Annotated in this window: 24 protein-coding genes; 16 read left to right on the plus strand and 8 right to left on the minus strand. The window is 67.0% G+C overall.

Annotation, left to right across the window (positions count from 1 at the left end; translation table 11 throughout):
- Positions 1–54: 54 nt before the first annotated feature.
- Positions 55–249 (minus strand): hypothetical protein, encoded by a 195-nt coding sequence (locus GGQ61_RS14835; RefSeq protein ID WP_183774223.1) that lies wholly within the window; start codon positions 247–249, stop codon positions 55–57.
- On the opposite strand from GGQ61_RS14835, the gene GGQ61_RS14840 reads away from it, so the two are divergent.
- The 4 genes from GGQ61_RS14840 (at position 248) to sciP (ending at position 4,376) form a co-directional block, all read left to right on the plus strand.
- On the plus strand, positions 248–1,741 hold the full coding sequence (locus GGQ61_RS14840) for a flagellar hook-length control protein FliK (protein ID WP_183774226.1): 1,494 nt from the start codon (positions 248–250) through the stop codon (positions 1,739–1,741). The genes GGQ61_RS14835 and GGQ61_RS14840 overlap by 2 nt on opposite strands.
- A gap of 10 nt (positions 1,742–1,751) precedes the next feature.
- Entirely contained in the window at positions 1,752–2,492 is a 741-nt protein-coding gene (locus GGQ61_RS14845) for a flagellar hook assembly protein FlgD (protein WP_183774228.1), read from the plus strand.
- A 41-nt stretch (positions 2,493–2,533) separates the two neighbouring features.
- Positions 2,534–3,922, plus strand: coding sequence for a flagellar hook protein FlgE (locus GGQ61_RS14850; RefSeq protein WP_183774231.1), 1,389 nt, complete (start codon positions 2,534–2,536; stop codon positions 3,920–3,922).
- Between the two features lie 166 nt (positions 3,923–4,088).
- A complete protein-coding gene (gene sciP, locus GGQ61_RS14855; RefSeq protein ID WP_183774234.1) occupies positions 4,089–4,376 on the plus strand; it encodes a CtrA inhibitor SciP in 288 nt (95 codons plus the stop codon).
- A gap of 65 nt (positions 4,377–4,441) precedes the next feature.
- Here the strand turns inward: sciP and GGQ61_RS14860 are convergent, their stop codons facing one another.
- Positions 4,442–4,831 (minus strand): RusA family crossover junction endodeoxyribonuclease, encoded by a 390-nt coding sequence (locus GGQ61_RS14860; RefSeq protein ID WP_183774237.1) that lies wholly within the window; start codon positions 4,829–4,831, stop codon positions 4,442–4,444.
- Positions 4,832–4,915: 84 nt separating this feature from the next.
- Between GGQ61_RS14860 and fumC the strand changes: the two genes are divergently transcribed.
- A complete protein-coding gene (gene fumC, locus GGQ61_RS14865; RefSeq protein WP_183774240.1) occupies positions 4,916–6,307 on the plus strand; it encodes a class II fumarate hydratase in 1,392 nt (463 codons plus the stop codon).
- A gap of 69 nt (positions 6,308–6,376) precedes the next feature.
- Here fumC and GGQ61_RS14870 read toward each other — a convergent pair whose 3' ends face one another.
- On the minus strand, positions 6,377–7,393 hold the full coding sequence (locus GGQ61_RS14870; RefSeq protein WP_221221055.1) for a polyprenyl synthetase family protein: 1,017 nt from the start codon (positions 7,391–7,393) through the stop codon (positions 6,377–6,379).
- Positions 7,394–7,507: 114 nt separating this feature from the next.
- On the opposite strand from GGQ61_RS14870, the gene GGQ61_RS14875 reads away from it, so the two are divergent.
- Complete coding sequence (locus GGQ61_RS14875; protein WP_183774243.1) at positions 7,508–8,272, plus strand: tRNA1(Val) (adenine(37)-N6)-methyltransferase; 765 nt, start codon at positions 7,508–7,510, stop codon at positions 8,270–8,272.
- A gap of 124 nt (positions 8,273–8,396) precedes the next feature.
- Here the strand turns inward: GGQ61_RS14875 and otsA are convergent, their stop codons facing one another.
- A complete protein-coding gene (gene otsA / locus GGQ61_RS14880) occupies positions 8,397–9,770 on the minus strand; it encodes an alpha,alpha-trehalose-phosphate synthase (UDP-forming) (RefSeq protein ID WP_183774246.1) in 1,374 nt (457 codons plus the stop codon).
- Positions 9,771–10,144: 374 nt separating this feature from the next.
- Between otsA and GGQ61_RS14885 the strand changes: the two genes are divergently transcribed.
- Complete coding sequence (locus GGQ61_RS14885) at positions 10,145–10,843, plus strand: M23 family metallopeptidase (RefSeq protein WP_246370940.1); 699 nt, start codon at positions 10,145–10,147, stop codon at positions 10,841–10,843.
- A 74-nt stretch (positions 10,844–10,917) separates the two neighbouring features.
- On the opposite strand, the gene ilvC is transcribed toward GGQ61_RS14885, so the two are convergent.
- The gene (ilvC, locus tag GGQ61_RS14890) at positions 10,918–11,937 is read right to left on the minus strand and encodes a ketol-acid reductoisomerase (RefSeq protein WP_183774249.1); all 1,020 of its coding nucleotides are present in this window, start codon (positions 11,935–11,937) and stop codon (positions 10,918–10,920) included.
- A 205-nt stretch (positions 11,938–12,142) separates the two neighbouring features.
- On the opposite strand from ilvC, the gene GGQ61_RS14895 reads away from it, so the two are divergent.
- On the plus strand, positions 12,143–12,697 hold the full coding sequence (locus tag GGQ61_RS14895; RefSeq protein WP_183774252.1) for a DUF924 family protein: 555 nt from the start codon (positions 12,143–12,145) through the stop codon (positions 12,695–12,697).
- On the opposite strand, the gene GGQ61_RS14900 is transcribed toward GGQ61_RS14895, so the two are convergent.
- The gene (locus tag GGQ61_RS14900) at positions 12,694–12,969 is read right to left on the minus strand and encodes a hypothetical protein (RefSeq protein ID WP_183774255.1); all 276 of its coding nucleotides are present in this window, start codon (positions 12,967–12,969) and stop codon (positions 12,694–12,696) included. The two genes, GGQ61_RS14895 and GGQ61_RS14900, sit on opposite strands and share 4 nt — an antisense overlap.
- A 173-nt stretch (positions 12,970–13,142) precedes the next feature.
- Here GGQ61_RS14900 and GGQ61_RS14905 point away from each other — a divergent pair, with 173 nt between their 5' ends.
- The 6 genes from GGQ61_RS14905 (at position 13,143) to GGQ61_RS14930 (ending at position 17,993) form a co-directional block, all read left to right on the plus strand.
- Positions 13,143–13,979, plus strand: coding sequence for a thymidylate synthase (locus GGQ61_RS14905; protein WP_183774258.1), 837 nt, complete (start codon positions 13,143–13,145; stop codon positions 13,977–13,979).
- Between the two features lie 104 nt (positions 13,980–14,083).
- Positions 14,084–14,308 (plus strand): hypothetical protein, encoded by a 225-nt coding sequence (locus tag GGQ61_RS14910; protein WP_183774261.1) that lies wholly within the window; start codon positions 14,084–14,086, stop codon positions 14,306–14,308.
- 116 nt (positions 14,309–14,424) lie between these two features.
- Positions 14,425–15,108, plus strand: a complete 684-nt coding sequence (locus tag GGQ61_RS14915; protein ID WP_183774264.1) for a response regulator transcription factor — start codon at positions 14,425–14,427, stop codon at positions 15,106–15,108.
- Entirely contained in the window at positions 15,105–16,505 is a 1,401-nt protein-coding gene (locus tag GGQ61_RS14920; RefSeq protein ID WP_183774267.1) for an ATP-binding protein, read from the plus strand. Before GGQ61_RS14915 ends, GGQ61_RS14920 begins: the two co-directional genes overlap by 4 nt.
- Positions 16,502–17,020, plus strand: coding sequence for a dihydrofolate reductase (locus tag GGQ61_RS14925; RefSeq protein WP_183774270.1), 519 nt, complete (start codon positions 16,502–16,504; stop codon positions 17,018–17,020). The genes GGQ61_RS14920 and GGQ61_RS14925 overlap by 4 nt, the downstream gene beginning before the upstream one ends.
- 61 nt (positions 17,021–17,081) lie before the next feature.
- Positions 17,082–17,993: an SMP-30/gluconolactonase/LRE family protein gene (locus GGQ61_RS14930; protein ID WP_183774273.1), complete on the plus strand. Its 912-nt coding sequence runs from the start codon at positions 17,082–17,084 to the stop codon at positions 17,991–17,993.
- 119 nt (positions 17,994–18,112) lie between these two features.
- Here GGQ61_RS14930 and GGQ61_RS14935 read toward each other — a convergent pair whose 3' ends face one another.
- Positions 18,113–19,213, minus strand: a complete 1,101-nt coding sequence (locus GGQ61_RS14935; protein ID WP_183774867.1) for an NADH:flavin oxidoreductase — start codon at positions 19,211–19,213, stop codon at positions 18,113–18,115.
- Positions 19,214–19,380: 167 nt separating this feature from the next.
- Between GGQ61_RS14935 and GGQ61_RS14940 the strand changes: the two genes are divergently transcribed.
- Together GGQ61_RS14940 and GGQ61_RS14945 are read left to right on the plus strand one after the other, a co-directional pair.
- Positions 19,381–20,658 carry a cytochrome P450 gene (locus GGQ61_RS14940; protein ID WP_183774276.1) on the plus strand — a complete coding sequence of 426 codons (1,278 nt, stop codon included), beginning with the start codon at positions 19,381–19,383 and terminating at the stop codon, positions 20,656–20,658.
- Positions 20,659–20,766: 108 nt separating this feature from the next.
- Positions 20,767–21,618, plus strand: a complete 852-nt coding sequence (locus GGQ61_RS14945) for a hypothetical protein (RefSeq protein ID WP_183774279.1) — start codon at positions 20,767–20,769, stop codon at positions 21,616–21,618.
- Between the two features lies 1 nt (position 21,619).
- Here the strand turns inward: GGQ61_RS14945 and GGQ61_RS14950 are convergent, their stop codons facing one another.
- On the minus strand, positions 21,620–22,807 hold the full coding sequence (locus GGQ61_RS14950) for an OprO/OprP family phosphate-selective porin (RefSeq protein WP_183774282.1): 1,188 nt from the start codon (positions 22,805–22,807) through the stop codon (positions 21,620–21,622).
- Between the last annotated feature and the right edge of the window lie 74 nt (positions 22,808–22,881).

Consider the following 22,881-nt stretch of genomic DNA (forward strand, 5'->3'; position numbering starts at 1 on the left):
CGGCCTGACCAGCGTCTTGTCCCGCGCCAGGGTCAGGGCGGCAGGGACGACCCATCAAACAGCTTCGGCCCGGCAAAAAACGCCGCGCACGCCGTTTTCGCGCGGCATCAGATCCGCTTCTTTCCCATTATTTTCAATAGGTTGATGAGTTGGCGCAAAGGTTGCTCGGCAGCTGTCGAATGTACGCGGCGCAGAAGCGCTCCCATCGATAAACCCGGCCACGCGTCGGGCGGATTCACCGGAAGCCATGACAGCGCCCCTGTTCAATTTGCCGATTACGAGCCCGATCGCTGGGGCCTCCGCCGCCACCAACGGCGGCCAGGGCGCGCTGGGCGGCTTCGAGGCGCTGTTGGCCGCGTTCTTCGGCCCGACCGACCAGGCCGCCGCGACCAACCCCGCTGGCACAGGCCTGTTCGCCGCCGCCGCTGACGGCGAGGCGACCGAGGGCGCCGGCATCGACCAGGCGCCTACGGGCGATACTGTCGTCGCCGATCCCGCGCCCGCCCTTCCCGCCGACGCCATGACGCTGGCCGCGCTGATCGTCGCGCCCCAGCTGGTTCCCCAGCCGCAGACCCAGGCCGCAGCCCCTCAAGACGGCCAGGCCGCTGCAGGCGCCCCGGCCCAGCAGCCGGCGGCGACTCCGGTCAGCGCCTTCGCGCCGCCGCCGGCCGACGTCGCGACCGACGCCCTGCCTGCCCAACCGTCGAAGGCGCTCGCCGTCGCCGCGCCCGAGGCTTCGCTGGATACGCCGCAGGCGCAAGCCGAAGCGCCGGCCATTGCCGCGCCGACCGCCAAACCCGCCAACGTTGAGCCGCCGGCCAAGCCCGCGGCGAACCCGGCCAAGGCCGCCGCGCCGTCTCCGCAGCCTCAGGCGGCTCCAGCGCCCCAGGCGACCGCCGCAGCAGCCATCGCTGACGCGCCACAGGCCGAGCTCGCCCAGGCCGAGGCCGCCGCGCCAGCCGTCGCCGACGAGATCAAGCCGCAGGAGACCTCGCAACCTGCTCGCCCCGCGCGCCATGCCGACGCCAACCGTCGCCGCAGCGACGCCGCCCAACCTGGGCCGGCCGCGCCGACTGACGACGGCGTGGTTGCAGCCAATGCGGTGACCGGCGCCGCCAGCGCCGGCGAGGCCGGGAAGAGCGCCGCTGCGCTTGAGACCGAGATCGCGCCGCTCGCGCCCAAGGAGGCCAAGAGCGATCCGGCCGCCGCCGCCGACACGCCGGACGTGCAGGTCCCCGCCCCCGCCGCTCCCTCCGCGCACGCTCATGCGGCCGGCCAGGCCGCGCCGGTGCGTGCCACCTCCGAGACCATCGCCAACCTGACCGCTCAGATCAGCAAGAAGCTGGAAGGCCGGGCCACGAAATTTGACGTTGAGCTGACTCCGGCCGGCCTCGGCCACGTCAGCGTCTCGGTCGAGATCGCCGCCAGCGGCAAGATGACCGCGGCGATGTCGTTCGACTCGCCGCAGGCCGCGGCCGAGGTGCGCGCCCGCTCGCACGAGCTGCAGCGCGCCCTGGAACAGGCCGGCTTCGACCTGACCGGCGGCCTCTCCTTCGACGTCAATGATCGCGGCGGCGACGGCCGCGGCTTGGCTCAGCAGCAACAACAGAACGACGGGGCCTGGCGCGGCCGGGCCTTCCACGCGGTGCTCGGCACGGCCGGGGAAGCGGCCGAGACCGCCGCCATCGCCGCCCTTCAATACGCCCGCCGGTCCGAGACCGGCGTCGACATCCGGATCTAGGGGGACCGCCATGGCGATCGACGCGACCGCAGCGGCAGGAGCAGGCGCCTCGAGCACCGGGCGTACGCGCCTGGCCGACAGCTACGAGACGTTCATGAACCTCCTGACTGCGCAGATCAAAAACCAGGATCCGCTGTCGCCGATGGACTCCACCCAGTTCACCCAGCAACTGGTCCAGATGACCGGCGTCGAGCAGCAGCTGCTGACCAACGACCTATTGGAGAAGCTGGTCACCAACACCGGGTCAGGCATCCAGACCTCCGTCAGCCTGCTCGGCCGCGAGGTCCGGGCCGTGCACAACGAGGCCAAGCTCACGGCCGGCAAGGCCGACTGGTCCTACAAGCTCGACCGTGAAGCCACCGACGTGACCATCGAGGTGGTCAACAGCCTCGGCAAGGTCGTTCAGATCGAGAAGGCCAGCGGCGACGACCTGAAGGCGGGCGATCACACCTATTCGTGGAACGGCAAGGACCGCACCGGCGCTCAGTTGCCGAATGGCGAGACCTACACGCTGCGCATCACCGCCAAGGACTCGGCGGGCGCGACCGTGGGCGTCACCAACTTCATCAAGGGTGTCGTCACCGGCGTCGAGCAGAGCGGCGGCAAGACCTTCATCACCGTCAACGGCGTCCAGATCGGCTGGGAGAAAGTCACTTCCATCGCCGACGTGCAGAAGACGGCAACGGCGGGCCCGCCCGCATCCGACAACCAGGACGACGAAGAGAACCCGCCGTCCGAGCAGGCCGCCTGACGGCGCCTCATCACAGCATTCGTATAGAAAGGTAGACACCCATGAGCATCAACAGCGCCATGCTCTCCGGCGTTTCCGGGCTGATCACCAACTCGTCGGCCCTGGCGGCGATTTCGGACAACATCGCCAACGTCAACACCACCGCCTACAAGCGCAACCAGGTGAACTTCGCCAACGTCGTGACCGCCCAGGCGGTGAAGGGCCGCTACTCGGCCGGCGGCGTGCAGGCGGTCACCCGCCAATTCATCAGCCAGCAGGGCCTGATCCAGTCGGCGACCTCGCCGACCGACCTCGGCATCTCCGGCGACGGGTTCTTCGTGGTGGCGACCAAGGGAGGCTCGCTCACCGCCAACGACGAACGCGTCTTCACCCGTTCGGGCTCGTTCAGCGTCGACGCCGACGGCTACCTCGTCAACGACGCCAAGCTCTACCTGCAGGGCTGGCCGGTCCAGGACGACGGCACGTTCAACACGAACCCGTCCGACCTGAACATGATGCAGTCGATCAACGTCAAGAACCTGGGCGCGGCCGTCCGCGCCACAGGCAACATCGTAGTCAACGCCAACCTCAACAAGAGCCTGACGGCCGACGCGACGAAGAACACGACCTATACGACGCTCGGCGCCGGCGCGATGGCCGACTGGGCCGTCAACCAGGACCCGGCCACCGGCGTGCAGCCCGACTTCACCTTCGAGATGAATGTCATCGACTCGGTCGGCGCCACACACAAGGTCGCGGTGGCCTTCATCAAGGACGACGCTACGCCGAACCTCTGGAAGGCTGAAATGTACGCGGTGCCGGCCAGCGACATCAGCGGCGCCACCAACGGCCTGATCGCTTCGGGCAACGTCGCGTTCACCGCCGACGGTCAACTCGACCTCGCCGCCGCCGGCACCACTCTATTCGGCCCGACCGCCACGCTGAACCTCGGCGCCTCTGGCTCGGCCGCCACCCCGCGCTGGGCCGACAGCCTCGGCATCCAGGCGTCGGACATCGATCTCGACTGGAGCAAGGTCACCCAGTACGCCTCGCCCTCGACCCTGAACTCGGCCAATTCCGACGGCGCCAACGTCGGCAACGTGGTCGGCGTCGAAGTCAGCGAGGACGGCGTTGTTTCGGCGATCTTCGACAACTCGGAAGTTCGCCAGATCGCAAAGATCGGTCTCGCCAGCTTCGCCAATCCTGACGGCCTGGCGGCGGTCAGCGGTAACGCCTATCGCGCCACGATCCCTTCGGGCGAGTTCGTGATCAAGCAGCCGGGCATCGGCGGGGCGGGCGAAATCGCCGCCGGTACGCTGGAAGCTTCGACCGTAGACCTGTCCGCCGAGTTCACCGGGCTGATCACTACGCAGAAAGCCTACTCAGCATCTTCGAAGATCATCACCACCGCCGATCAGATGCTTGAGGAGTTGATCAATATTAAGAGGTAATATTAGCCGTTAACAACTCACAACATCACTCGATAACTTAGACTGTACCAAAAACGGACAACGGCGAATCATGAGCAAGAAATTGTTTACTATCGTGATTCACCGGCCGTTATGTCCCACCCGTTACATTCTTCCCGAACAGTGATGGTCGGAAAGGCGTAAAGCCATGTTGCAACAACAGCAGACGCGCACGAACAGCCGCGGCGAGGCGTACGTCATCGGTCCGACGGGTGCGCCCCTGACGCTTAAGGATCTGCCGCCGCCGGACACCGGCCGCTGGGTGATCCGTCGCAAGGCCGAAGTGGTCGCCGCCGTGCGCGGCGGGCTGCTGACGCTCGACGAAGCCTGTGAACGCTACTCGCTGACCAACGAGGAATTCCTCGCCTGGCAGAAGTCCATCGATCGCCACGGCCTCGCCGGCCTGCGCACGACCCGTCTGCAGCAGTACCGCTGATCCCGTAGACCCCTCCGGGCTCAACGAACCGCGGCCGCGTCCACCAGGGCGCGGCCGCTTTCGTTTTAGCGCTGGTAGGCGGCGCCGAGCAGGTTCACATCCGACAGCTTGCGCACGGTCACCGTAATCTGTTCGCGCTCGCCCGCCCGCCGCTCGACCAGCAGCCGCGCCACCTGCGCGTCGTCGTGAAACGTATAGCCCTTGATGGCGTCCAGGATCGCCTTGGCCAGGTTGTCCAGGTCGATCCAGGGCGGGTCGCCGACATACTCCATGACTATATCGACGCCGAACTCGCCCCAGCTCGGCCGCGAGCCGCGCCAAGCCTTTCGAAAGAACTCGTAGACCAGCGGCTTGTAGTATTTCGCCTGGGTGGTCAGGCCGTCGACCACCACCTCGACGACGCCGCCAGCCTCGCGCGCCCGCACCTTCCCGTGGGATATCCAATCGCCTTCCATAGCCCTCCTTAGGGCCTGCGCGCCTTGCAGTCTCGCGCGCGTTCGCTAAACCGGCGCTGCGAACTCACCGGAGCTGAAGACATCATGACCGCGACCCGCACCGAGACTGACACCTTCGGACCCATCGAGGTCGCGACGAACGTCTATTGGGGCGCGCAGTCGCAGCGCTCGATCGGCAACTTCAAGATCGGCTGGGAGCGCCAGCCCAAGTCGGTGATCCGCGCCCTGGGCATCGTCAAGCGCGCCGCCGCCGAAGCCAACATGGAACTCGGCAAGCTCGACCCGAAGATCGGCGCGGCCATCGTCGCCGCCGCCCAGGAAGTCATCGACGGCAAGCTCGACGACCACTTCCCGCTGGTGGTCTGGCAGACGGGCTCGGGCACCCAGTCGAACATGAACGCCAACGAAGTGATCTCGAACCGCGCCATCGAGATGCTGGGCGGAGTCATGGGCTCCAAGAGCCCCGTGCACCCGAACGACCACGTCAACATGAGCCAGTCGTCCAACGACACCTACCCGACGGCCATGCACGTCGCCTGCGCCGAGCAGGTGGCCAAGGAGCTGATGCCCGCGCTCGAGCACCTGCACGCCGCCCTGAAGGTCAAGGTCAAGGACTTCGACCACATCATCAAGATCGGCCGCACCCACACGCAGGACGCCACCCCGCTGACCCTGGGCCAGGAGTTCTCGGGCTACTCGCAGCAGGTCGCCAACGGCGTGCGCCGGATCAAGGACAGCCTCTATGGCCTGTATGAGCTGGCCCAGGGCGGCACCGCGGTCGGCACCGGCCTCAACGCGCCCGTCGGCTTCGCCGAGTTGGTCGCCAAGAAGATCGCCGAGATCACCCACCTGCCTTTCGTGACCGCGCCGAACAAGTTCGAGGCCCTGGCCGCCCACGACGCCATGGTCTTCAGCCACGGCGCGATCAACACCATGGCCGGCTCGCTGTTCAAGATCGCCAACGACATCCGTTTCCTCGGCTCCGGTCCGCGCTCGGGCCTCGGCGAACTGGCCCTGCCCGAGAACGAGCCGGGCTCGTCGATCATGCCGGGCAAGGTCAACCCAACCCAGTGCGAAGCCCTGACGATGGTCTGCACCCAGGTGTTCGGCAACAACGCCACGCTCACCTTCGCCGGCGCGTCGGGCCACTTCGAGCTCAACGTCTTCAACCCCGTGATGGCCTACAACTTCCTTCAGTCGTGCCGCTTGCTGGCCGACGCGGCCATCTCGTTCACCGACAACTGCGTGGTCGGGATCGAGGCCCGCGAGGACAACATCAAGGCCGCGCTCGAGCGCTCGCTGATGCTGGTCACCGCCCTGAACAGCAAGATTGGCTACGATAACGCCGCCAAGATCGCCAAGACCGCGCACAAGAACGGCACCACCCTGCGCGACGAAGCCGTCGGCGGCGGCTACGTCACCAACGAGGAATTCGACGCCCTGGTGCGCCCGGAAAAGATGATCAGCCCAGGCTGATCATCGACGCCGCGAAACGGAAAAGGCCGCTCGAGGGCGGCCTTTTTTTGTGCCTGGAGTTCGCGGTCGCTAGGCCTTCCGCTGGACCGCGAAGTCGGCGAGGTCTTCCAGCGCCGGACGCCAGCTGTTGCTGGTCGCGAAATCGGCCAGTTGCGCCTTGGCGGTCGCGGCGTAGTCCCCGGCCAGGGCCAGGGTCGCCGCATCGGCGCCAGTTGTGGCGACCAGGCTCCGGGCGCGCTCGAAATCCTCGTCGGTCTGCTCGCGGCGGCCGACCGTCCGATCCCAGAACGGCTTCTCGGCCGCGCCGGTCTTGGCGATGGCCAGCAGCAACGGCAGCGTCGCCTTGCCTTCGCGGAAGTCGTCGCCGGCGTTCTTACCCAGGGTCGCCGCATCGCCGCTGTAGTCCAGGGCGTCGTCGACCAGCTGGAAGGCCAGCCCCAGGTCCTGACCGAACTTGCGCAGCGCCTCGCGGCGCTCCGGGCTGGCCCCCGCCGACACCGCGCCGGCTTCGGCCGCCGCGGCGAACAGCTCGGCGGTCTTGGCCTTGATGATCTCCAGGTAGAGATCCTGCGACAGGTTCAGGTCGTGGGCGCGGGTCAACTGCAGCACTTCGCCCTCGGCGATCACGCGGCTCGCGCGGGCCAGGATCTCCAGCGCCTGCATCGAACCGGCTTCGACCATCAGCTCGAAGGCCCGCGCGAACAGAAAGTCGCCGACCAGCACGCTGGCGGGCGCGCCCCAGATCAGGTGCGCGGCGACCTTGCCCCGGCGCAACTGCGAGGAATCGACCACGTCGTCGTGCAGCAGGGTCGCGGTGTGGATGAACTCGACCGCCGCGGCCAGCTTCAGGCAGGCGTCGTCCTGGGCCCCCGCGACGCGCGCAGCGGCGATGGTCAGCAGCGGCCGCAGGCGCTTGGCCGATCCCCCGATCAGGTGTTCGGCCAGAGCCGGAATAACAGAAACCGGGCTCTGCATGCGGTCGCGGATCAGGGCGTCGACCTTGGCCATGTCGGGCTTCGCGAGTTCCAGGAGCCCGTCGATCGAGACAGGTTTTTCGCGGGCGATCGCGGCGCTGGCGGCGTCCAAAATACCGTAACTCCAAGGCGTTCGACGCCCCTGGCGAGGGGGCCGGCGTTTGCGGGCGACAATGGTCACGGGATAGACCAGGGTCAAGGCGGGCTTAGCCGTCTCCGAGAGCAAATGGAACCAGTGTCAGACCTGACGGACGTCGCAATTTCCGAGGACCGGCTGCTCGGCGGGCGAGTTCTGCTACGCCAGGGTGTGCGAGGCTATCGCGCAGGCATGGATGCGGCTTTGCTGGCGGCCGCCTGCGACGCCGCCGACGGCGCGCGGATGCTGGAGGCCGGCTGCGGGCCCGGCGGCGCCCTGCTGGCCGCCGCGACCCGTCGCCAAGGTGCCAGCTTCGTCGGCCTGGAGCGCGATCCGGCCGCCGCCGCCCTCGCCCGCTTGAACGTGCAAGCCAACGGGCTGCAGTCACGCGTCGAGATCATCGAAGGCGACGTCGCCCTGCCCTTCAAGCGGCTCGGCGCGCCGCCGTTCGACGCGGTCATGGCCAACCCGCCGTTTTTCGACGATCCCGCGGCGCTGCGCGCGCCGGCGCCGGAAAAGTCCGGAGCCTGGATGGCCGACGGAGGCCTCGGCGCCTGGACCGGCTTCCTGCTCAAGGCGGTGCGGGAAGGCGGCTCGATCACCCTGATCCATCGCGCCGATCGTCTCGCCGACATCCTGGCCCTGCTGGCGCCCAAGGCCGGCTCATTTCAGATCCGCCCGGTCCACCCGCGCGCCGAAGCCCCGGCCAAGCGGGTCCTTGTGCGGGCGATCAAGACCGGCAGGGCCCCTTTGGTCCTGCTGCCGCCGCTGGTTCTCCACCCCGCCGCAGGCGCCAAGCACACCGCCGAAGCCGAGGCGATCCTGCGCGGGCAAGCCGACCTCGCCTGGGCCTAGCCCCTCTACACCAGACCACTTGGCGGGCTGTGGTCGTTGAACTCGTGGCGAAGGACACGGGCGTCCGGAAGGCGGCCTCGTCGATGACTTCGCGGCGATCGCCTTTTGAGGGAATCTGGCCGGTCTAGTCGCCGGCGAGGGCTGCGACAAAGGCATCCCGCCAGGCCGAGACGTCGCTCCGCCGCAGCCCGTCCATCAACGCGCGCCAACGATCGATGCGTTCGGCCTTGTCCATGGCTAGGCCGCGCACGATGGCCTCGGCCACCTCCTCGCGGTTGAACGGGTTGACGATCAGCGCCTCGCCCATCTGCTCGCTGGCGCCGGCGAACTGCGACAGCACCAGCACGCCCGGGTCCTCCGGGTCCTGCGCGGCCACGTACTCTTTCGCGACGAGGTTCATGCCGTCGCGCAGCGGCGTGACCAGGCCGATCCGTGCGGCCCGATAGACCCCCGCCAATTCGTCGCGGCGATAGCCCCGATTTACGTAACGGATCGGCACCCAGTCGACGGTTGCGAAGGCGCCGTTGATCCGGCCAGTGACGGCGTCCAGGCGCGCACGGATTTCCTGGTAGGCGTCCACCTCCTCGCGGCTCGGCGTCGCGATCTGCAACAGGAAAACCTGCTCACGCAGCTCCTCATGGTCGACCAGCACCTGCTCATAGGCCAGGAAGCGATCTTCGAGACCCTTGGAATAGTCCAGCCGGTCCACCCCCACGATCATCGCCCGCCCATTCTGGCTGGCGCGCATCCGCTCCAGTTCGGCGCGGGCCACGTCTCCCCCCGCAGCCGCCTCGAAGCCTTCGACGTCCAGGCCGATCGGGAACGCCCCGAATTTCGCGGTACGTCCAAAGGCGTGGGCCACGCCGTCTTCATCGACGCTGCCGCCAGCCTCCCCCGTCACGTAGTCGCGAAACGCGCTGGCCGAGTCTTCGGTCTGGAAGCCCAGCAGGTCATAGGCGAACAGCGCTTCCACCAGCGCCGCGTGGTCCGGCAAGGTCAGCAGCAACCGCCGCGCCGGCCACGGGATGTGCAGGAAGAAGCCGATGCGGTTGCGCACGCCGCGCCGTCGCAGCTCCTGGGCGAGCGGGATCAGGTGATAGTCGTGGATCCAGATCAGATCATCAGGCCCGATCAAGGGCGTGAGGGCGTCGGCGAAGCGCGCGTTGACCCGCGCATAACCCTCGCTGAACGACCGCTCGTAGGCGGACAGGTCGACCCGGTAGTGGAACAGCGGCCACAGCGTTCGATTAGCGTAGCCGTTGTAGTACTCTTGGCGGTCTTGCTCTTCGAGATCGACCGTCGCCACCGTCACGCCGCCGACCTTCTGGATCGAAATCTGGCCGGAGTACTCGTCGATCGTCTGACCGCTCCAGCCGAACCACACGCCGCTATGTTCGCGCAGGGCCGCAGCCAGCGCCATGGCGAGACCGCCGACCGCGCCCTCTCCCCCATCACCTGGCGGCTGCACGCGATTTGAAACCACGATCAGACGGCTCATCGCGCACGCCTCGACTGATGACGAACGGGCACACGTATAGATTTCTCTGCTACGAACAGTTTTTGAGACTTTCATTAGCCAACGTCAGAACACCTGACATACATGGCTCGAATAGGTCAGATCGAACGCCGCGCCCCGACCGCGCACCAGCGCCAAATTTTGGGCGATACTGCGAACAACTCACACGGAGCTTGTAACACATCTCAGGGGCGCGTCGCCCAGCCTCACGCAACCGTGACCTTGCACATTTAGACCAGCGACACCCGGTCACATGCTACGGGACGCCGCAAGTCTCCATATGGACCGCCAGGGGCGAAGCCCGGCCCGGCGTCCGCCGCCGATCAACCGCTATTCGAAGAGGAAACGACAGACGCATGCTCCGCGCCAAGACGACGCCTGCTCCCGACAAGTTCCACCTCTGGATGACCCAGACCTGGCTGACCCTGGGCGCCGCCGTTCTCGCAGCGGGCTTTCTGCAAGCTGGCGCGCACGCCGCCGCCCGCGCCAGCTTCACGAGCGCGCATGGGAACAAGCCGCTCGCCCTGGCGCTGGAACCTGTCGCGCCGCCGGCGACCGGGGAGAAGGTGCTGGTCTGGCAAGGCAAGGACATCGATGGCGACGGCGCGGCCGATTTCGTCAACCCCACCGGCAACGCGCCGCGCACGCACGACGCCTACGGCTTCGGCGCGTTCGGCGCTTCACGGGACGGCGGCTCGCGCCAGCATGAGGGTGTCGACTTCATCGCCGACGCCGGCCAGCCGGTCGCGGCGCCGATCTCCGGCTATGTCACCAAGGTCGGAATGGCCTATGCCGACGACAAGCAGCTCAAGTTCGTCGAGATCACCAACCCGGCCATCAAGTACGTGGCGCGCGTTTTCTACATCGATCCGAGGGTCGAAGAGGGCGACATCGTGCGTCTGGGCCAGGATATCGGCGTGGCCCATGGCCTTCAGGCCCGCTACCCCGGCGGCATGACCGATCACGTGCACCTGGAGCTGATGGGACCTGACCAAAAGCGGATGGACGCCACCGCCGTGCTCTCCGAGCGCTACGTGACCCGCTTCGGCGCCTAATACGCCCCCGCAAATGTAACGAGGCCCGAACTCGCGTCCGGGCCTCGCCGTATCTTTCAGCCTGTCGACCGCCCTTAGTTGCGGGTGGTGTCGACCAGCTTGTTCTTGGTGATCCAGGGCATCATGGCGCGCAGGCGCTGGCCCACTTCCTCGATCTGGTGCTCGGAAGCGCGGCGGCGGGTCGCCTTCAGGCTCGGCTGGCCAGCCTCGTTCTCCAGCATGAAGTCGCGGACGAAACGGCCCGACTGGATGTCTTCCAGCACGCGCTTCATCTCGGCCTTGGTGTCCGGAGTGACCATGCGCGGGCCGGTCACGTACTCGCCGTACTCGGCCGTGTTCGAGATCGAGTAGTTCATGTTCGAAATGCCGCCTTCGTAGATCAGGTCCACGATCAGCTTCACCTCGTGCAAGCACTCGAAGTAGGCCATTTCGGGCGCGTAGCCCGCCTCGACCAGGGTCTCGAAGCCGGCGCGGATCAGTTCCACCAGGCCGCCGCAAAGCACGGCCTGCTCGCCGAACAGGTCGGTCTCGCACTCTTCACGGAAGGTGGTCTCGATGACGCCCGAGCGGCCGCCGCCGATAGCCGAGGCGTAGGCAAGACCGAGGTCGAGCGCATTGCCGGTGGCGTTGTGATGGATGGCGATCAGGCAGGGCACGCCGCCACCCTTCTGGTACTCGCCGCGCACGGTGTGGCCCGGACCCTTCGGCGCGACCATGAGCACGTCGATCGTGTCCTTGGGCTCGATCAGGTTGAAATGCACGTTCAGACCGTGCGCGAACAGCAGGGCCGCGCCGTCCTTGATGTTCGGAGCGATTTCGTTGGCGTAGATGCCGCGCTGCAGCTCGTCCGGCGCCAGCACCATGATCGCGTCGGCCCAGGCCGAGGCTTCGGCGACGGTCATCACCTTCAGGCCGTCGGCTTCCACCTTCTTGGCGGTGGCCGAGCCCGGACGCAGGGCTACCACGACGTCCTTGACGCCGGAGTCCTTAAGGTTGAGCGCATGCGCGCGACCTTGGCTGCCATAGCCTACGATCGCGATCTTCTTGTCCAGGATGCGGGCGAGGTCGGCGTCGCGGTCATAGTAGACGCGCATGATCATTCTCCTGAAGTCGAAGGTAGCTACGGTTCCGCGCAACGGCGCCGCAGCAAAGGCCGGGCTATGGAGGGGAATTTTGCGCGGAGGTCAAGGGAAGCTCGCGGCGATGCGGCGTTTCGCCGGAAAAACTGAATGCCTGCGGTCGCCCTTGAACCAAATCGGCCGCCGTTGGACATAGGCTATCCAAGCAGGAGGTCAGTGCATGGCGGCGACACCCAAGGACGTGGTCGGCTTCTGGACAGCGGCCGGACCCGAGAAGTGGTTCGCCAAGAACGCCAAGTTCGACGAAGCGATCGCGCTTCGCTTTGAGCCCGTGCATCACGCGGCGGCCCGCGGCGAGTACGATGGCTGGATGGCCTCGGCCGAAGGCTCTCTGGCGCTACTGATCCTGCTCGACCAGTTCCCTCGCAACCTCTACCGCGGTTCCGGCCACGCCTTCGCGACAGATCCGAAGGCGCGCCATGTCGCCCGCAACGCCATCGCCTCAGGCCACGACAGAGCGATCGACGCAAGTCTGCGCCAGTTCTTCTACCTGCCTTTCGAGCATTCCGAGGATCTCGCCGACCAGGACGAGGCCATCCGCCTGTTCACCTGCCTGAAGGACGAGGCCGGCGACACGGAATCGCTGCGCTGGGCCGATTTGCACCGCGAGATCATCGTCAGGTTCGGCCGCTTTCCCCACCGCAACAGCTGCTTGGGCCGGGTCAGCACCACCGAAGAACTGGCCTTCCTGGCGGACGGAGGCTTCTCCGGTTAAGGCGCGATGCCGGCGTTGGTCTGTATCTCGGACAGCGCCTTGCGCGCCTCGTCGCGACGAGCGGCGGCCTGCGACGGCGTCATGCAGACCTTCTTTGAAAACCGGCTGCCGGTTTCCGCCTCGTATTTGCAGACGAGCTTTTCTTCCTTGACCTGGGACTTGGCGGGGGCGGCCGGCGCCGGGGACGCAGTCGTCGCGGGCGCGGGCGGCGCGGGTTCCGTGGAGGCGCTGGACGACGCAAGAATAGCGGCGAAGGCGAACGAAACGAGCATTGGGTTGGTCCTGAAGGCGGTGCACCAGACGCAAGCGCAACCATGGAGATTGCCTCGCCAATCTGCGCCATCCAGAATTAGCCGTCTAGCTGTGGACGAACATCCCCTTGGGGCGTTCACGGCAGCGCCGAATCACCACCGAATCACAGCTTGAACAGCCAGCGGTCCGCCTGATGAACGCCCACGTCGCCATCGCCGAAGCCGCCGCCGATCACCCCGAGCGGCAGTATCTGAACCTGCTCCAGGACATCCTGGACAACGGCGTCCAGCGCGGCGACCGCACCGGCACCGGCACGCTGGGCGTGTTCGGTCGCCAGATGCGCTTCGACCTGGCCAATGGCTTCCCGCTGCTGACCACCAAGAAGCTTCACCGCAAGTCGATCATTCTCGAACTGCTCTGGTTCCTTCGCGGCGACACCAACGTGAAGTGGCTGCAGGACCGCGGGGTCAGCATCTGGGACGAATGGGCCGACGCCGACGGCGAGCTCGGCCCGGTCTACGGCAAGCAGTGGCGCTCGTGGACCGCGCCGGACGGCCGGGTGATCGACCAGATCGCCAATGTCGTGGAGGGGCTCAAGACCATGCCCAACTCGCGCCGTCATATCGTCTCGGCCTGGAACCCGGCCGACGTCGACGACATGGCCCTGCCGCCCTGCCACTGCCTGTTCCAGTTCTTCGTCGCTGACGGAAAGCTGAGCTGCCAGCTCTACCAGCGCTCGGCCGACGTGTTCCTGGGCGTTCCGTTCAACATCGCCTCCTATGCCCTGCTGACGATGATGGTCGCCAAGGTGACCGGCCTAGAGCCGGGCGAATTCGTGCACACTCTGGGCGATGCTCATCTCTATCTGAACCACCTGGACCAGGCCCGCGAACAACTCACCCGCCAGCCGCTGCCGCTGCCGGTGATGGAGATCGCCGACAAGCGCGACCTCTTCGGCTTCGAGTTCGAGGACTTCAAGCTTCGCGGCTACAAGGCCCACGACAAGATCGAAGCCCCGATCGCGGTCTAACCAAACTTACAGATTTGCGAGTTCGCGGACCGGCCCCTGAGGGCCGGGCGCGGTTTGCTCTCCTCGTCCGGAACGACCCGGCCGACATTCTCTAGGAGAGCCTCATGCGCAATCTCATCGCCCCCGCGGCTATCGCCCTCAGCCTCATCGCCGGCTCGGCGGCCTTCGCTGCGACCCCGGCGCCCGCCGCCCCGGCCAAGACCGCCATGACCGCCGCCAAGCCGACCCCGGCGGCCAAGAAGGCCGAATGCGAAAAGGCCTGGAACAGCCAGAAGACGCACACCGGCGACAAAGCCGCCTTCGTCAAGGCGTGCGTCGCCAAGGGGTGATCCCCACCTCCCCTGGTGCGTTGGTCGGGCGGCCGGTCTCCCGCGGCCGTCCGACCGTCTTGGAGCCGTTCGAAAACCGCGCCATCCTCGCCGCCGAGCAAGACGGAGCGCCGCCCATGAGCCGCCGCATCCTGCTGGTCGAGGACGACGCCGAAACGGCCGACTACATCCTCAAGGGCCTGCGAGAGGAAGGCTATACGGCCGAACACGTGTCCGATGGCCGCGACGCGTTCTACGCCGCCAGCGGCGAGGGCTTCGACGCCGTCATCATGGATCGCATGGTGCCCGGCATGGATGGCCTCAGCGTCATCAAGGCGCTGCGCGCGGCCTCCATTTCCACCCCGATCATCATCCTGTCGGCGCTCAGTCACCTCGACGAACGGGTCAAGGGCCTGCGGGCCGGCGGCGACGACTATCTGACCAAGCCCTTCGGCTATTCCGAGCTCTCGGCGCGGCTGGAGAACCTGATGCGCCGCCGTGCCGGCCCGGAGGTCGAGACCAAGCTCGTCTGCGGCGACCTCTCCATCGACCTGCTCTCGCGCCGGGTCAGCCGCGACGGGCGCACGCTCGACCTGCTGCCGCGCGAGTTCAAGCTGCTCGAGTACCTGATGCGGCACAAGGACCGGGTCGTCACCCGCACCATGCTGCTCGAACAGGTCTGGGACTACCGCTTCGACCCGCACACCAGCGTCGTCGACACCCACATCAGCCGCCTGCGCAAGAAGATCGACGAGGGGTTCGCTCAGCCGCTGCTGCACACCCTGCGCGGAACGGGCTACCGCCTGTCGCAGGAGCCGTGAGGCCGCTGGGCTCGCGCCTGCGTCCGGGCGCGGTGTTCTTCGTTCTGCTGGCGGTCGCGCTCTCGGCCCTGGCGGTGGGCCTCCTGACCATCGACCGGGTCGGCGAGGCGATCATCGGCAAGCGCCAGCGCGAAGTGGCCGAGGCTGCGCGCGACTACTTCGTCGCATTCGCCCACGAGGAAGGTCTGGCGCCCCTCGCCCGCGCCCTCGACCTGCGCGAAAAGACCGACCCCGGCGGCGCTTTCCGTTACGCGCTATATGACGCCGACGGGCGGCTGCTCGGCGGCGCTCGGCTGGAATCGGCCCAGAGCCTGCCGGCCTCCGGCGCGGCCAAGCTGAACATCGTCGAGGACGGCCGCGGTTCGCCCTGGCGCGTGCTGGTCCAGCCGTTATCCATGGGCGGCGCGCTTGTCGTCTACGAAGACATCGGCGAGCGCATCGCCTTCCGCCGCGCCTTGCTGGCCAGCGCGGCCGCCGCGCTGCTGGCGGCGGTTGGAGCTGTGCTGCTTGCGGCGATCTGGTTCAACAGCCTGCTGCTGGCGCGCATGGAGACCCTGGCCGCCACCGCCGGCCGCATCGCCGACGGCGACCTTTCGGCGCGCACCGAAACGCACCCGAAGGGCGATGTCTTCGACCGGCTCGGCGAATCCATGAACGCCATGCTCGACCGTATCGAGGAGTTGATGACCGGCATGCGCACGGTCACCGACAGCCTCGCCCACGACCTGCGCTCGCCCCTCACCCGCATGCGCGCCGACCTTTCACGCGCGCTGGAGCCGCAGATCGGCGAGGACGACCGGCTCGACGCTATTGAGCAGGCCCATGGCGAAGCCGACCGCGCGCTATCGACCCTGTCCGCTCTTATGGACATCGCCCGCGCCGAGGCTGGTCTGTCGCGGGACATGATGGCGCCGCTCGACCTCGCCGCCCTGGTCGCCGAAGTCGGCGAGCTCTTCGCCCCGGTGATCGAGGATGCCGGCCAGACCTTCGTCGCGCCCGACTCGCGGCCGCCCCTGATGGTCCAGGGCCACGAGCTGATCCTGCGCCAGGCGGTCGGCAACTTGCTGCACAACGCCGCCCATCACGCCGGCGAAGGCGCGGTCGTCCGCCTGAGCCTGGAGGAGGCGCCCGGCCAGATCCGTATCGTCGTCTCCGACAGCGGCCCGGGCATCGCGCCCGAACACCGGGGGCGGGTGCGTGAGCGGTTCGTGCGGCTGGACGAGGCCCGCTCCAAGCCCGGCGGCGGGCTTGGGCTGGCCATCGCCGCGGCCTGCGCCAAGCTGCATGGCGGCGCCCTCGAACTGGAAGACGCCCATCCCGGCCTGCGCGCGGTGATCGGCCTGGCCGACAATCGGCTGGCTCGCCCACATCCGGACTCTGCTATGACCGGGGCATGAGCACTCCGATCCTCACCGCCGGGCCCATCGCCCGCGACCGCAACGGCGTCATCGGCAAGGACGGCGCCCTGCCCTGGCGGCTCAAGACCGATCTCGCCAACTTCCGGGCCGTGACCATGGGCAAACCGGTGATCATGGGTCGCAAGACCTGGGAGAGCCTGCCCAATAAGCCGCTGCCCGGCCGCACCAACATCGTGCTGACCCGCGACGGCTCGTTCGAGGCCAAGGGCGCGGTGGTCTGCGACAACTTCAGCGAGGCGGTCGCAATCGCCCGCGAACAGGCGGCCGAGGACGGCGTCGACGAGTTCTGCGTCATCGGCGGCGCCTCGCTGTTCGAGCTGGCCCTGACCCGCGCCCAGCGCATCTACCTGACCGAAGTCGACGCCGAGGTCCCCGGCGACGTCACTCTCTCGCCCATCGACGAGAGCCGCTGGACCGAGGTCGCCATCACCTCGCACCCGGCCGGCGAAGGCGACGAACACGCGTTTAAAATTCGGGTGTTGGAACGCCGCTGATCGGTCATAGTCGCCTCCTCAACGCCACCGATGCGAGTGGCGAGCCGCAGGAGGGACGACCATGGACATGCAGCTTGTCGCCGAAGGCTTCGAGTTTCCCGAGGGCCCCATCGCCATGAACGACGGCTCGGTGATCCTCACCGAGATCAAGGCCGGGCGCCTGACGCGCGTCCATCCAGACGGCCGCAAAGAAACCGTGGTCGAGACCGGCGGCGGCCCGAACGGCGCGGCCATCGGCCCGGACGGCGCCATCTACATCACCAACAACGGCGGCTCGTTCACCTGGCCGACCCAGGACGGCCTGACCATTCCCGGCCCGACCCCGGACACCCACAAGGGCGGTTACATCCAGCGCTTCGACCTCGCCACCGGCGAACTGAAGACGCTCTACGACAGCTGCGACGGGCGCCCCTTCGTCGGCCCCAACGACTTGGTGTTCGACAAGCAGGGCGGCTTCTGGTTCTCCGACCACGGCGCCAGCACGCCTGACGGCCGCCGCTTCGGGGCCCTTTACTACGCCAAGATCGACGGCAGCCACGTAAGCCGCCAGCGCGACCACCTGATCGCCCCGAACGGCGTCGGCCTCTCGCCTGACGAAAAGACCGTCTATCTCGCCGACACCCAGCTCGGCCGCCTCTGGGCCTTCGACGTGGTCGAGCCCGGCGTGCTCGCCCCGCCCCAGGGGTTCGCGCCCGGCCGCTCGATCTGCAATCTGCCGGGCGTGCAGTTCCTCGACAGCCTGGCGGTCGAGGCCTCGGGCAAGGTCTGCGTCGCCACCATCCTCAATGGCGGCATCACAGCCTTCGACCCGAACGGCACGGTCGAGCACTATCCCGTGCCGGACTTCATCACGACCAACATCTGCTTCGGCGGGCCGGATATGAAGACGGCCTGGATCACAGCCTCCTCGACCGGCAAGCTCTACAAGACCACCTGGCCGCGGCCGGGTCTGAAGCTGAACTTCAACGCCTAGTTTAAGTCGTCATCCCCAGCCTTGTACCGGGGCCCCATACGCTCGATGCACTCAAGCAAATCCTGAAGCCCCGAGCGTATGGGTGGCCGGGACAAGCCCGGCCACGACGAGCCTCGAGGTCAGTAAAGCTTCGCGAGCGCCTCGCGTTCGAAGTTCTTCAGCTCGCTGGTGCGGCCCTCGCGGATCTTCACGACCCACTCGGGATCCTGCAGCAGCGCGCGGCCGACGCCGACTAGGTCGAAGTCGCCCCGGTCCAGACGGCGCTCCAACTCTTCGAGGGAGGCCGGCTTGGAGCCCTCGCCCGCGAAAGCGGCGATGAACTCGCCCGACAGACCCACCGAGCCGACGGTGATCGTCGGCACGCCGGTCAGCTTCTTGGCCCAGCCCGCGAAGTTCAGGTCCGAACCCTCGAATTCCGGCTCCCAGAAGCGGCGTTGCGAGCAGTGCAGGATGTCGGCGCCGGCGTCGACCAGCGCGCCGAGCCAGGCTTCCAACGCCTTCGGGTCCTGGGCCAGCTTCACCTCGTAGTCCTGCTGTTTCCACTGGCTGATGCGGATGATCACGGGATAATCCGGTCCGACCGCCTTGCGCACCGCCTTCAGGATGTCGGCGGCGAAGCGAGACCGGCCCGGCAGGTCTTTCGAACCGTAGGCGTCCTCGCGCAGGTTGGTGCCTTCCCAGAAGAACTGGTCGATGAGGTAGCCGTGCGCCCCGTGCAGTTCGATGGCGTCGAAGCCCAGAGCCTTGGCGTTGGCGGCGGCTTCGGCGAAGGCGCGGATGGCGTCGGCGACCTCTTCTTCGCTCATCGGCGCGCCGAATTCCTTGCCCGGGCGCGACAGGCCGGACGGGCTGTCGTAGGGGCCGGGCGGGTTCCATTCTGGGTCGCGGGTGCGCACGTTGCCGACGTGCCAGAGCTGCGGCGCGATCAGGCCGCCGACCGAATGAACCTCATCGACCACATGCTTCCAGGCGGCGAGCTCCTTTTCGCCGTGGAAGCGCGGAACATTCTTGTCGTTCAGCGAAGCGGGCCGGTCGACCCCGGTGCCTTCGGTAACGATCAAGCCGACCTGCGCCGCAGCGCGCCGCTTGTAGTATTGCGCAACCTCGTCGGTCGCCACGCCGCCCGGCGAGAATGAACGGGTCATCGGGGCCATGACCACTCGGTTGGGAATACGCAGACCCTTGAATTCAAAGGGCTTGAAGAGGACTTCGGCCGACATGGTCGCTCCGGTTTCAAACAGGTGTTCGTAGCGCTCGGATTTACGCACGACCGGTCGTTTTGTCAGTTCAGATTTTCTGTTGCACGCCAGCAACTTCCCCTGAAGCCATTCCGGCGCCATTGTCAGGTGAACAGCGGTCACTCAAGGCCGGACTCGGAGGAAATGTGATGAGCGACGGCGCCGTCGATCTTAAGTCTGAAGCTCGCGCCAAGGCCTACGCCCTGCCGCTTGACGAGTTCCATGTGGCCGACCCGGAGCTGTTCCGCTCCGAGACCATGTGGCCCTACTTCGAACGCCTCCGGAAGGAGGATCCGGTCCACTACCACAAGGAAGGCCTTCACGAGGACGGCCCCTACTGGTCAGTGACCAAGTACAACGACATCATGGCGATCGACACCAATCACGAGGTGTTCTCGTCCGAGCCGTCGATCACGATCTTTGATCAGAAGGAGGACTTCACCCTCCCGATGTTCATCGCGATGGACCCGCCCAAGCACGACGTCCAGCGCAAGACCGTCAGCCCTATCGTATCCCCGGCCAACCTGCACATGCTCGAGCCGCTGATCCGCGAGCGCATTCAGCGCACGCTCGACAGCCTGCCGATCGGCGAGGAGTTCGACTGGGTCGACAAGGTCTCGATCGAACTGACCACCCAGATGCTGGCCACGCTGTTCGACTTCCCCTGGGAGGACCGCCGCAAGCTGACCCGCTGGTCGGACATCGCCACCGCCGGGCCGGAATCGGGCCTGTTCAGTTCCACCGATCCGGAGGTCGCCGAGCAGGAACGCAAAATGGAGCTGTTCGAGTGCGTGGACTACTTCACGCGCCTCTGGAACGAACGCGTCAACGAACCGCCGCGCGGCGACCTGATCTCCATGCTCGCCCACGGCGAGGCGACCAAGAACATGGATCGCATGGAGTATCTGGGGAATCTGATCCTGCTGATCGTCGGCGGCAACGACACCACGCGCAACACCATGACCGGCTCGGTACTGGCCCTCCACCAGAACCCCGACCAGAAGAAGAAGCTCTACGACAACCCGGCGCTGATCCCGTCGATGGTTTCGGAGACCATTCGCTGGCAGACGCCGCTCGCCCACATGCGCCGCACCCTGACCCGGGATTTCGAATTCCAGGGCAAGCAGATGAAGAAGGGTGAGAAGGTCATCATGTGGTACGTCTCGGGCAATCGCGACGACGAGGTCATCGACCGGCCGAACGACTACATCATCGACCGCGAACGGCCCCGCAATCACATGTCGTTCGGCTTCGGCATCCACCGCTGCGTGGGCAACCGTCTGGCCGAACTGCAGCTAAAGGTCCTCTGGGAAGAGATCCTTCAGCGCTTCCCGTCGATTGATGTGGTCGAAGAGCCAAAGCGGGTCCTGTCGTCCTTCGTGAAGGGCTACGAGACGATGAAGGTGGTCATCCCCTCACGCTATTGATCGCCTCAAAGGCGGCCTACGTCGAAGCGTAGGCCGCCTTCGCAGATGGAGCATTGAAGGGCGCCGAGCGCCAACCTATCGGCCACCGGTCAATCACCGGAGCCGCTCATGCGCCACCTGATCGCCGCCCTAGCCCTTCTCGCCGCCGCTCCCGTGGCGGCTCAGGAAGTTCCGATCGTCCAGACCGGAGCAGAAGGACGCTTCGAGCGCCAGATCGACGTCAAAACCAAATCGGAAGGCTTCGGGCCGGCTCAGGTGACGGCCTTTCGCGCCGCGATCACGCCGATCATCGACCAACTTGCGACCATGCCGGCGGTGAACACGCCGCCCGCCCCGCTCTGCCACCGCCTCAAGTCCTGGATCGAACTGATCAATCCGCACGGCGTCATGGGCGCGGAAATCGCGGTTATGAGCCCGATAAACTATCAGAACGGCCGCTGTAACCGGATGACCGGCGGCGGCGTCATGCTGAACGTCAACATGCCCGGCGTCGGGCTCAACCCCAGCCGCGCCGTCGTCCGCGGCGAAACCCGCGCCGGCGACTGGTACGTTCTGCCCATCGCGCCGTCCCGCGATCCGAAGATCCTCGAGTTCGAAACGAATGGCGATCGTCATGTGGCGCTGACCCACGGCCGAGCGCCGCTGTTTCGGCCGGTCAGCATGGAGCGCTACGTGAGCCGGGCCATGAACCAGACGGTTCTCGCCCCGGACCAACGGACGGCGCCGGCCTGCATGACCCCGACGGGCGAACTGCGGGCCGACACGGCTTGCCCGCCGAGCCGCACTCTGGTCGAGTTGAACCCCGAGTACTTCGACCGTGCTCGCCCCGCCGACGTTCAGTTGCTCGTGCTGAGCACGCCGGCGGACCGCTATCATGGCGAAGACGACGCCAAGTTCGCCGCCCGCACGGCGGTCTGGAACAGTCTTGATCGCGCCGCCCTCGCGGCCCGCGTCCGCTGAGTCAGAAGGCGATCTGCAGCCGCCCGGCCAGACTGTCGCCGTCGTCGACGCCGATGTACTTGCCCGTCCGGTGCGTGACCTCCCAATGGCTGAGGTTGATCATCAGCCGCAGCCAGTCCTCCAGCCGCCAGTTCACGCCGACCTCGGCTTCCTGCCCCTTGCCGCCCAGCGGCGCGTCGGTGTTGTCCAGGGTCTGGTAGCGCACCGCCACCTCCCAGGCCCCCGGCCCGCCCTTTGAGACCGGCGAGCGCGGCCCGATCTTCACGAAGGTCCCGCCACGGCTCGAATAGGCGGGGTTCTCGCCGGTGATCATCCAGCCGGCCGTCCAGGCAGTGACCTCTGCGGTGACATGGTCGGTGCGGGTGTCGATCACCCGTCGCCCGGCCTCGAAGAAGCCCCAGACCGGCCCGCGCGCGCCGCCCAACTCCACACCGTATCCGGCTCCGTAGACAGGATCCGTAAGCATGCCGATCGGCACCTGGACTTCCTTGTTGATATGCCCGGCCCAGGGAGTATTGCGCGAGTGGCTCGACAGGTCCGGCGGGAAATCCTCGTAGAAGCCCCAAGCCCCCAGATGCACGACGCCCGCCGATGACTTCACCGGGTTCCAGTGCGCACGGACCAGATAGGTGGTCACATCCTTGGCCACACCCAGGTTGCCGGGGTCGTCGCCCGCCACCTGGGTCGTGACGTGCCAGTCGCCGCCATAGACCTTGGCGATGCCGCCCCAGCCGTAAAAGCCCTTCAGCGGAATGACCGCCAGCGCCACCGCATTGCGCTCCAGGAAAGGCGTGCCGTCCGAGCTGCTCGACCCGTCCAGCCCGCGCTCGCTCAGGCGATTGCCCAGCACCAGTTCGACGTCCTTGCCCGCCCAGCGGTCGCGCCAGGCCACGTAGGTCCCGCGCAGGATCGCCTTGTCGCCGGCGAAATCTCCCTCGGCGGTGTAGAACAGATGCTCGCCGACCATGCCTTCGACGCCCAACCGCAGCGCGCGGATTTCGTCGCCGACGACGTTGCGGGCGGCGAAGGCCGACCCGTCGGTCGTCGAGGCGTCCAGCAGCAGACGCCCTTTCGGCCGCAGGCTGAAACCGCCGTCGGCGGTCACGAACTGGCGCCCGTCCCAATGGAAACCCACGTCCGAAGCGGCGGCAGGCGCGGCGCAGACCGCAAGCGCCGCGGCCCAGGCCATGGCTGACAACTTGAAAATGACGACGTCCCCCAGCGGCCTGCTCGACTTTGAGCCCCGCCGCAGCCGGCGTACCT

This window comes from Phenylobacterium haematophilum, from assembly GCF_014196295.1.
GTDB classification, from domain to species: domain Bacteria; phylum Pseudomonadota; class Alphaproteobacteria; order Caulobacterales; family Caulobacteraceae; genus Phenylobacterium; species Phenylobacterium haematophilum.

Bases quoted from the DNA above. Each gene is read 5' to 3' on its own strand.
- GGQ61_RS14840 (WP_183774226.1), top strand. From the start codon at position 248: ATGACAGCGCCCCTGTTCAATTTGCCGATTACGAGCCCGATCGCTGGG.
- GGQ61_RS14835 (WP_183774223.1), bottom strand. From the start codon at position 249: ATGGCTTCCGGTGAATCCGCCCGACGCGTGGCCGGGTTTATCGATGGG.
- GGQ61_RS14845 (WP_183774228.1), top strand. From the start codon at position 1,752: ATGGCGATCGACGCGACCGCAGCGGCAGGAGCAGGCGCCTCGAGCACC.
- GGQ61_RS14850 (WP_183774231.1), top strand. From the start codon at position 2,534: ATGAGCATCAACAGCGCCATGCTCTCCGGCGTTTCCGGGCTGATCACC.
- sciP (WP_183774234.1), top strand. From the start codon at position 4,089: ATGTTGCAACAACAGCAGACGCGCACGAACAGCCGCGGCGAGGCGTAC.
- GGQ61_RS14860 (WP_183774237.1), bottom strand. From the start codon at position 4,831: ATGGAAGGCGATTGGATATCCCACGGGAAGGTGCGGGCGCGCGAGGCT.
- fumC (WP_183774240.1), top strand. From the start codon at position 4,916: ATGACCGCGACCCGCACCGAGACTGACACCTTCGGACCCATCGAGGTC.
- GGQ61_RS14875 (WP_183774243.1), top strand. From the start codon at position 7,508: ATGGAACCAGTGTCAGACCTGACGGACGTCGCAATTTCCGAGGACCGG.
- otsA (WP_183774246.1), bottom strand. From the start codon at position 9,770: ATGAGCCGTCTGATCGTGGTTTCAAATCGCGTGCAGCCGCCAGGTGAT.
- GGQ61_RS14885 (WP_246370940.1), top strand. From the start codon at position 10,145: ATGCTCCGCGCCAAGACGACGCCTGCTCCCGACAAGTTCCACCTCTGG.
- ilvC (WP_183774249.1), bottom strand. From the start codon at position 11,937: ATGCGCGTCTACTATGACCGCGACGCCGACCTCGCCCGCATCCTGGAC.
- GGQ61_RS14895 (WP_183774252.1), top strand. From the start codon at position 12,143: ATGGCGGCGACACCCAAGGACGTGGTCGGCTTCTGGACAGCGGCCGGA.
- GGQ61_RS14900 (WP_183774255.1), bottom strand. From the start codon at position 12,969: ATGCTCGTTTCGTTCGCCTTCGCCGCTATTCTTGCGTCGTCCAGCGCC.
- GGQ61_RS14905 (WP_183774258.1), top strand. From the start codon at position 13,143: ATGAACGCCCACGTCGCCATCGCCGAAGCCGCCGCCGATCACCCCGAG.
- GGQ61_RS14910 (WP_183774261.1), top strand. From the start codon at position 14,084: ATGCGCAATCTCATCGCCCCCGCGGCTATCGCCCTCAGCCTCATCGCC.
- GGQ61_RS14915 (WP_183774264.1), top strand. From the start codon at position 14,425: ATGAGCCGCCGCATCCTGCTGGTCGAGGACGACGCCGAAACGGCCGAC.
- GGQ61_RS14925 (WP_183774270.1), top strand. From the start codon at position 16,502: ATGAGCACTCCGATCCTCACCGCCGGGCCCATCGCCCGCGACCGCAAC.
- GGQ61_RS14930 (WP_183774273.1), top strand. From the start codon at position 17,082: ATGGACATGCAGCTTGTCGCCGAAGGCTTCGAGTTTCCCGAGGGCCCC.
- GGQ61_RS14935 (WP_183774867.1), bottom strand. From the start codon at position 19,213: ATGTCGGCCGAAGTCCTCTTCAAGCCCTTTGAATTCAAGGGTCTGCGT.
- GGQ61_RS14940 (WP_183774276.1), top strand. From the start codon at position 19,381: ATGAGCGACGGCGCCGTCGATCTTAAGTCTGAAGCTCGCGCCAAGGCC.
- GGQ61_RS14945 (WP_183774279.1), top strand. From the start codon at position 20,767: ATGCGCCACCTGATCGCCGCCCTAGCCCTTCTCGCCGCCGCTCCCGTG.
- GGQ61_RS14950 (WP_183774282.1), bottom strand. From the start codon at position 22,807: ATGGCCTGGGCCGCGGCGCTTGCGGTCTGCGCCGCGCCTGCCGCCGCT.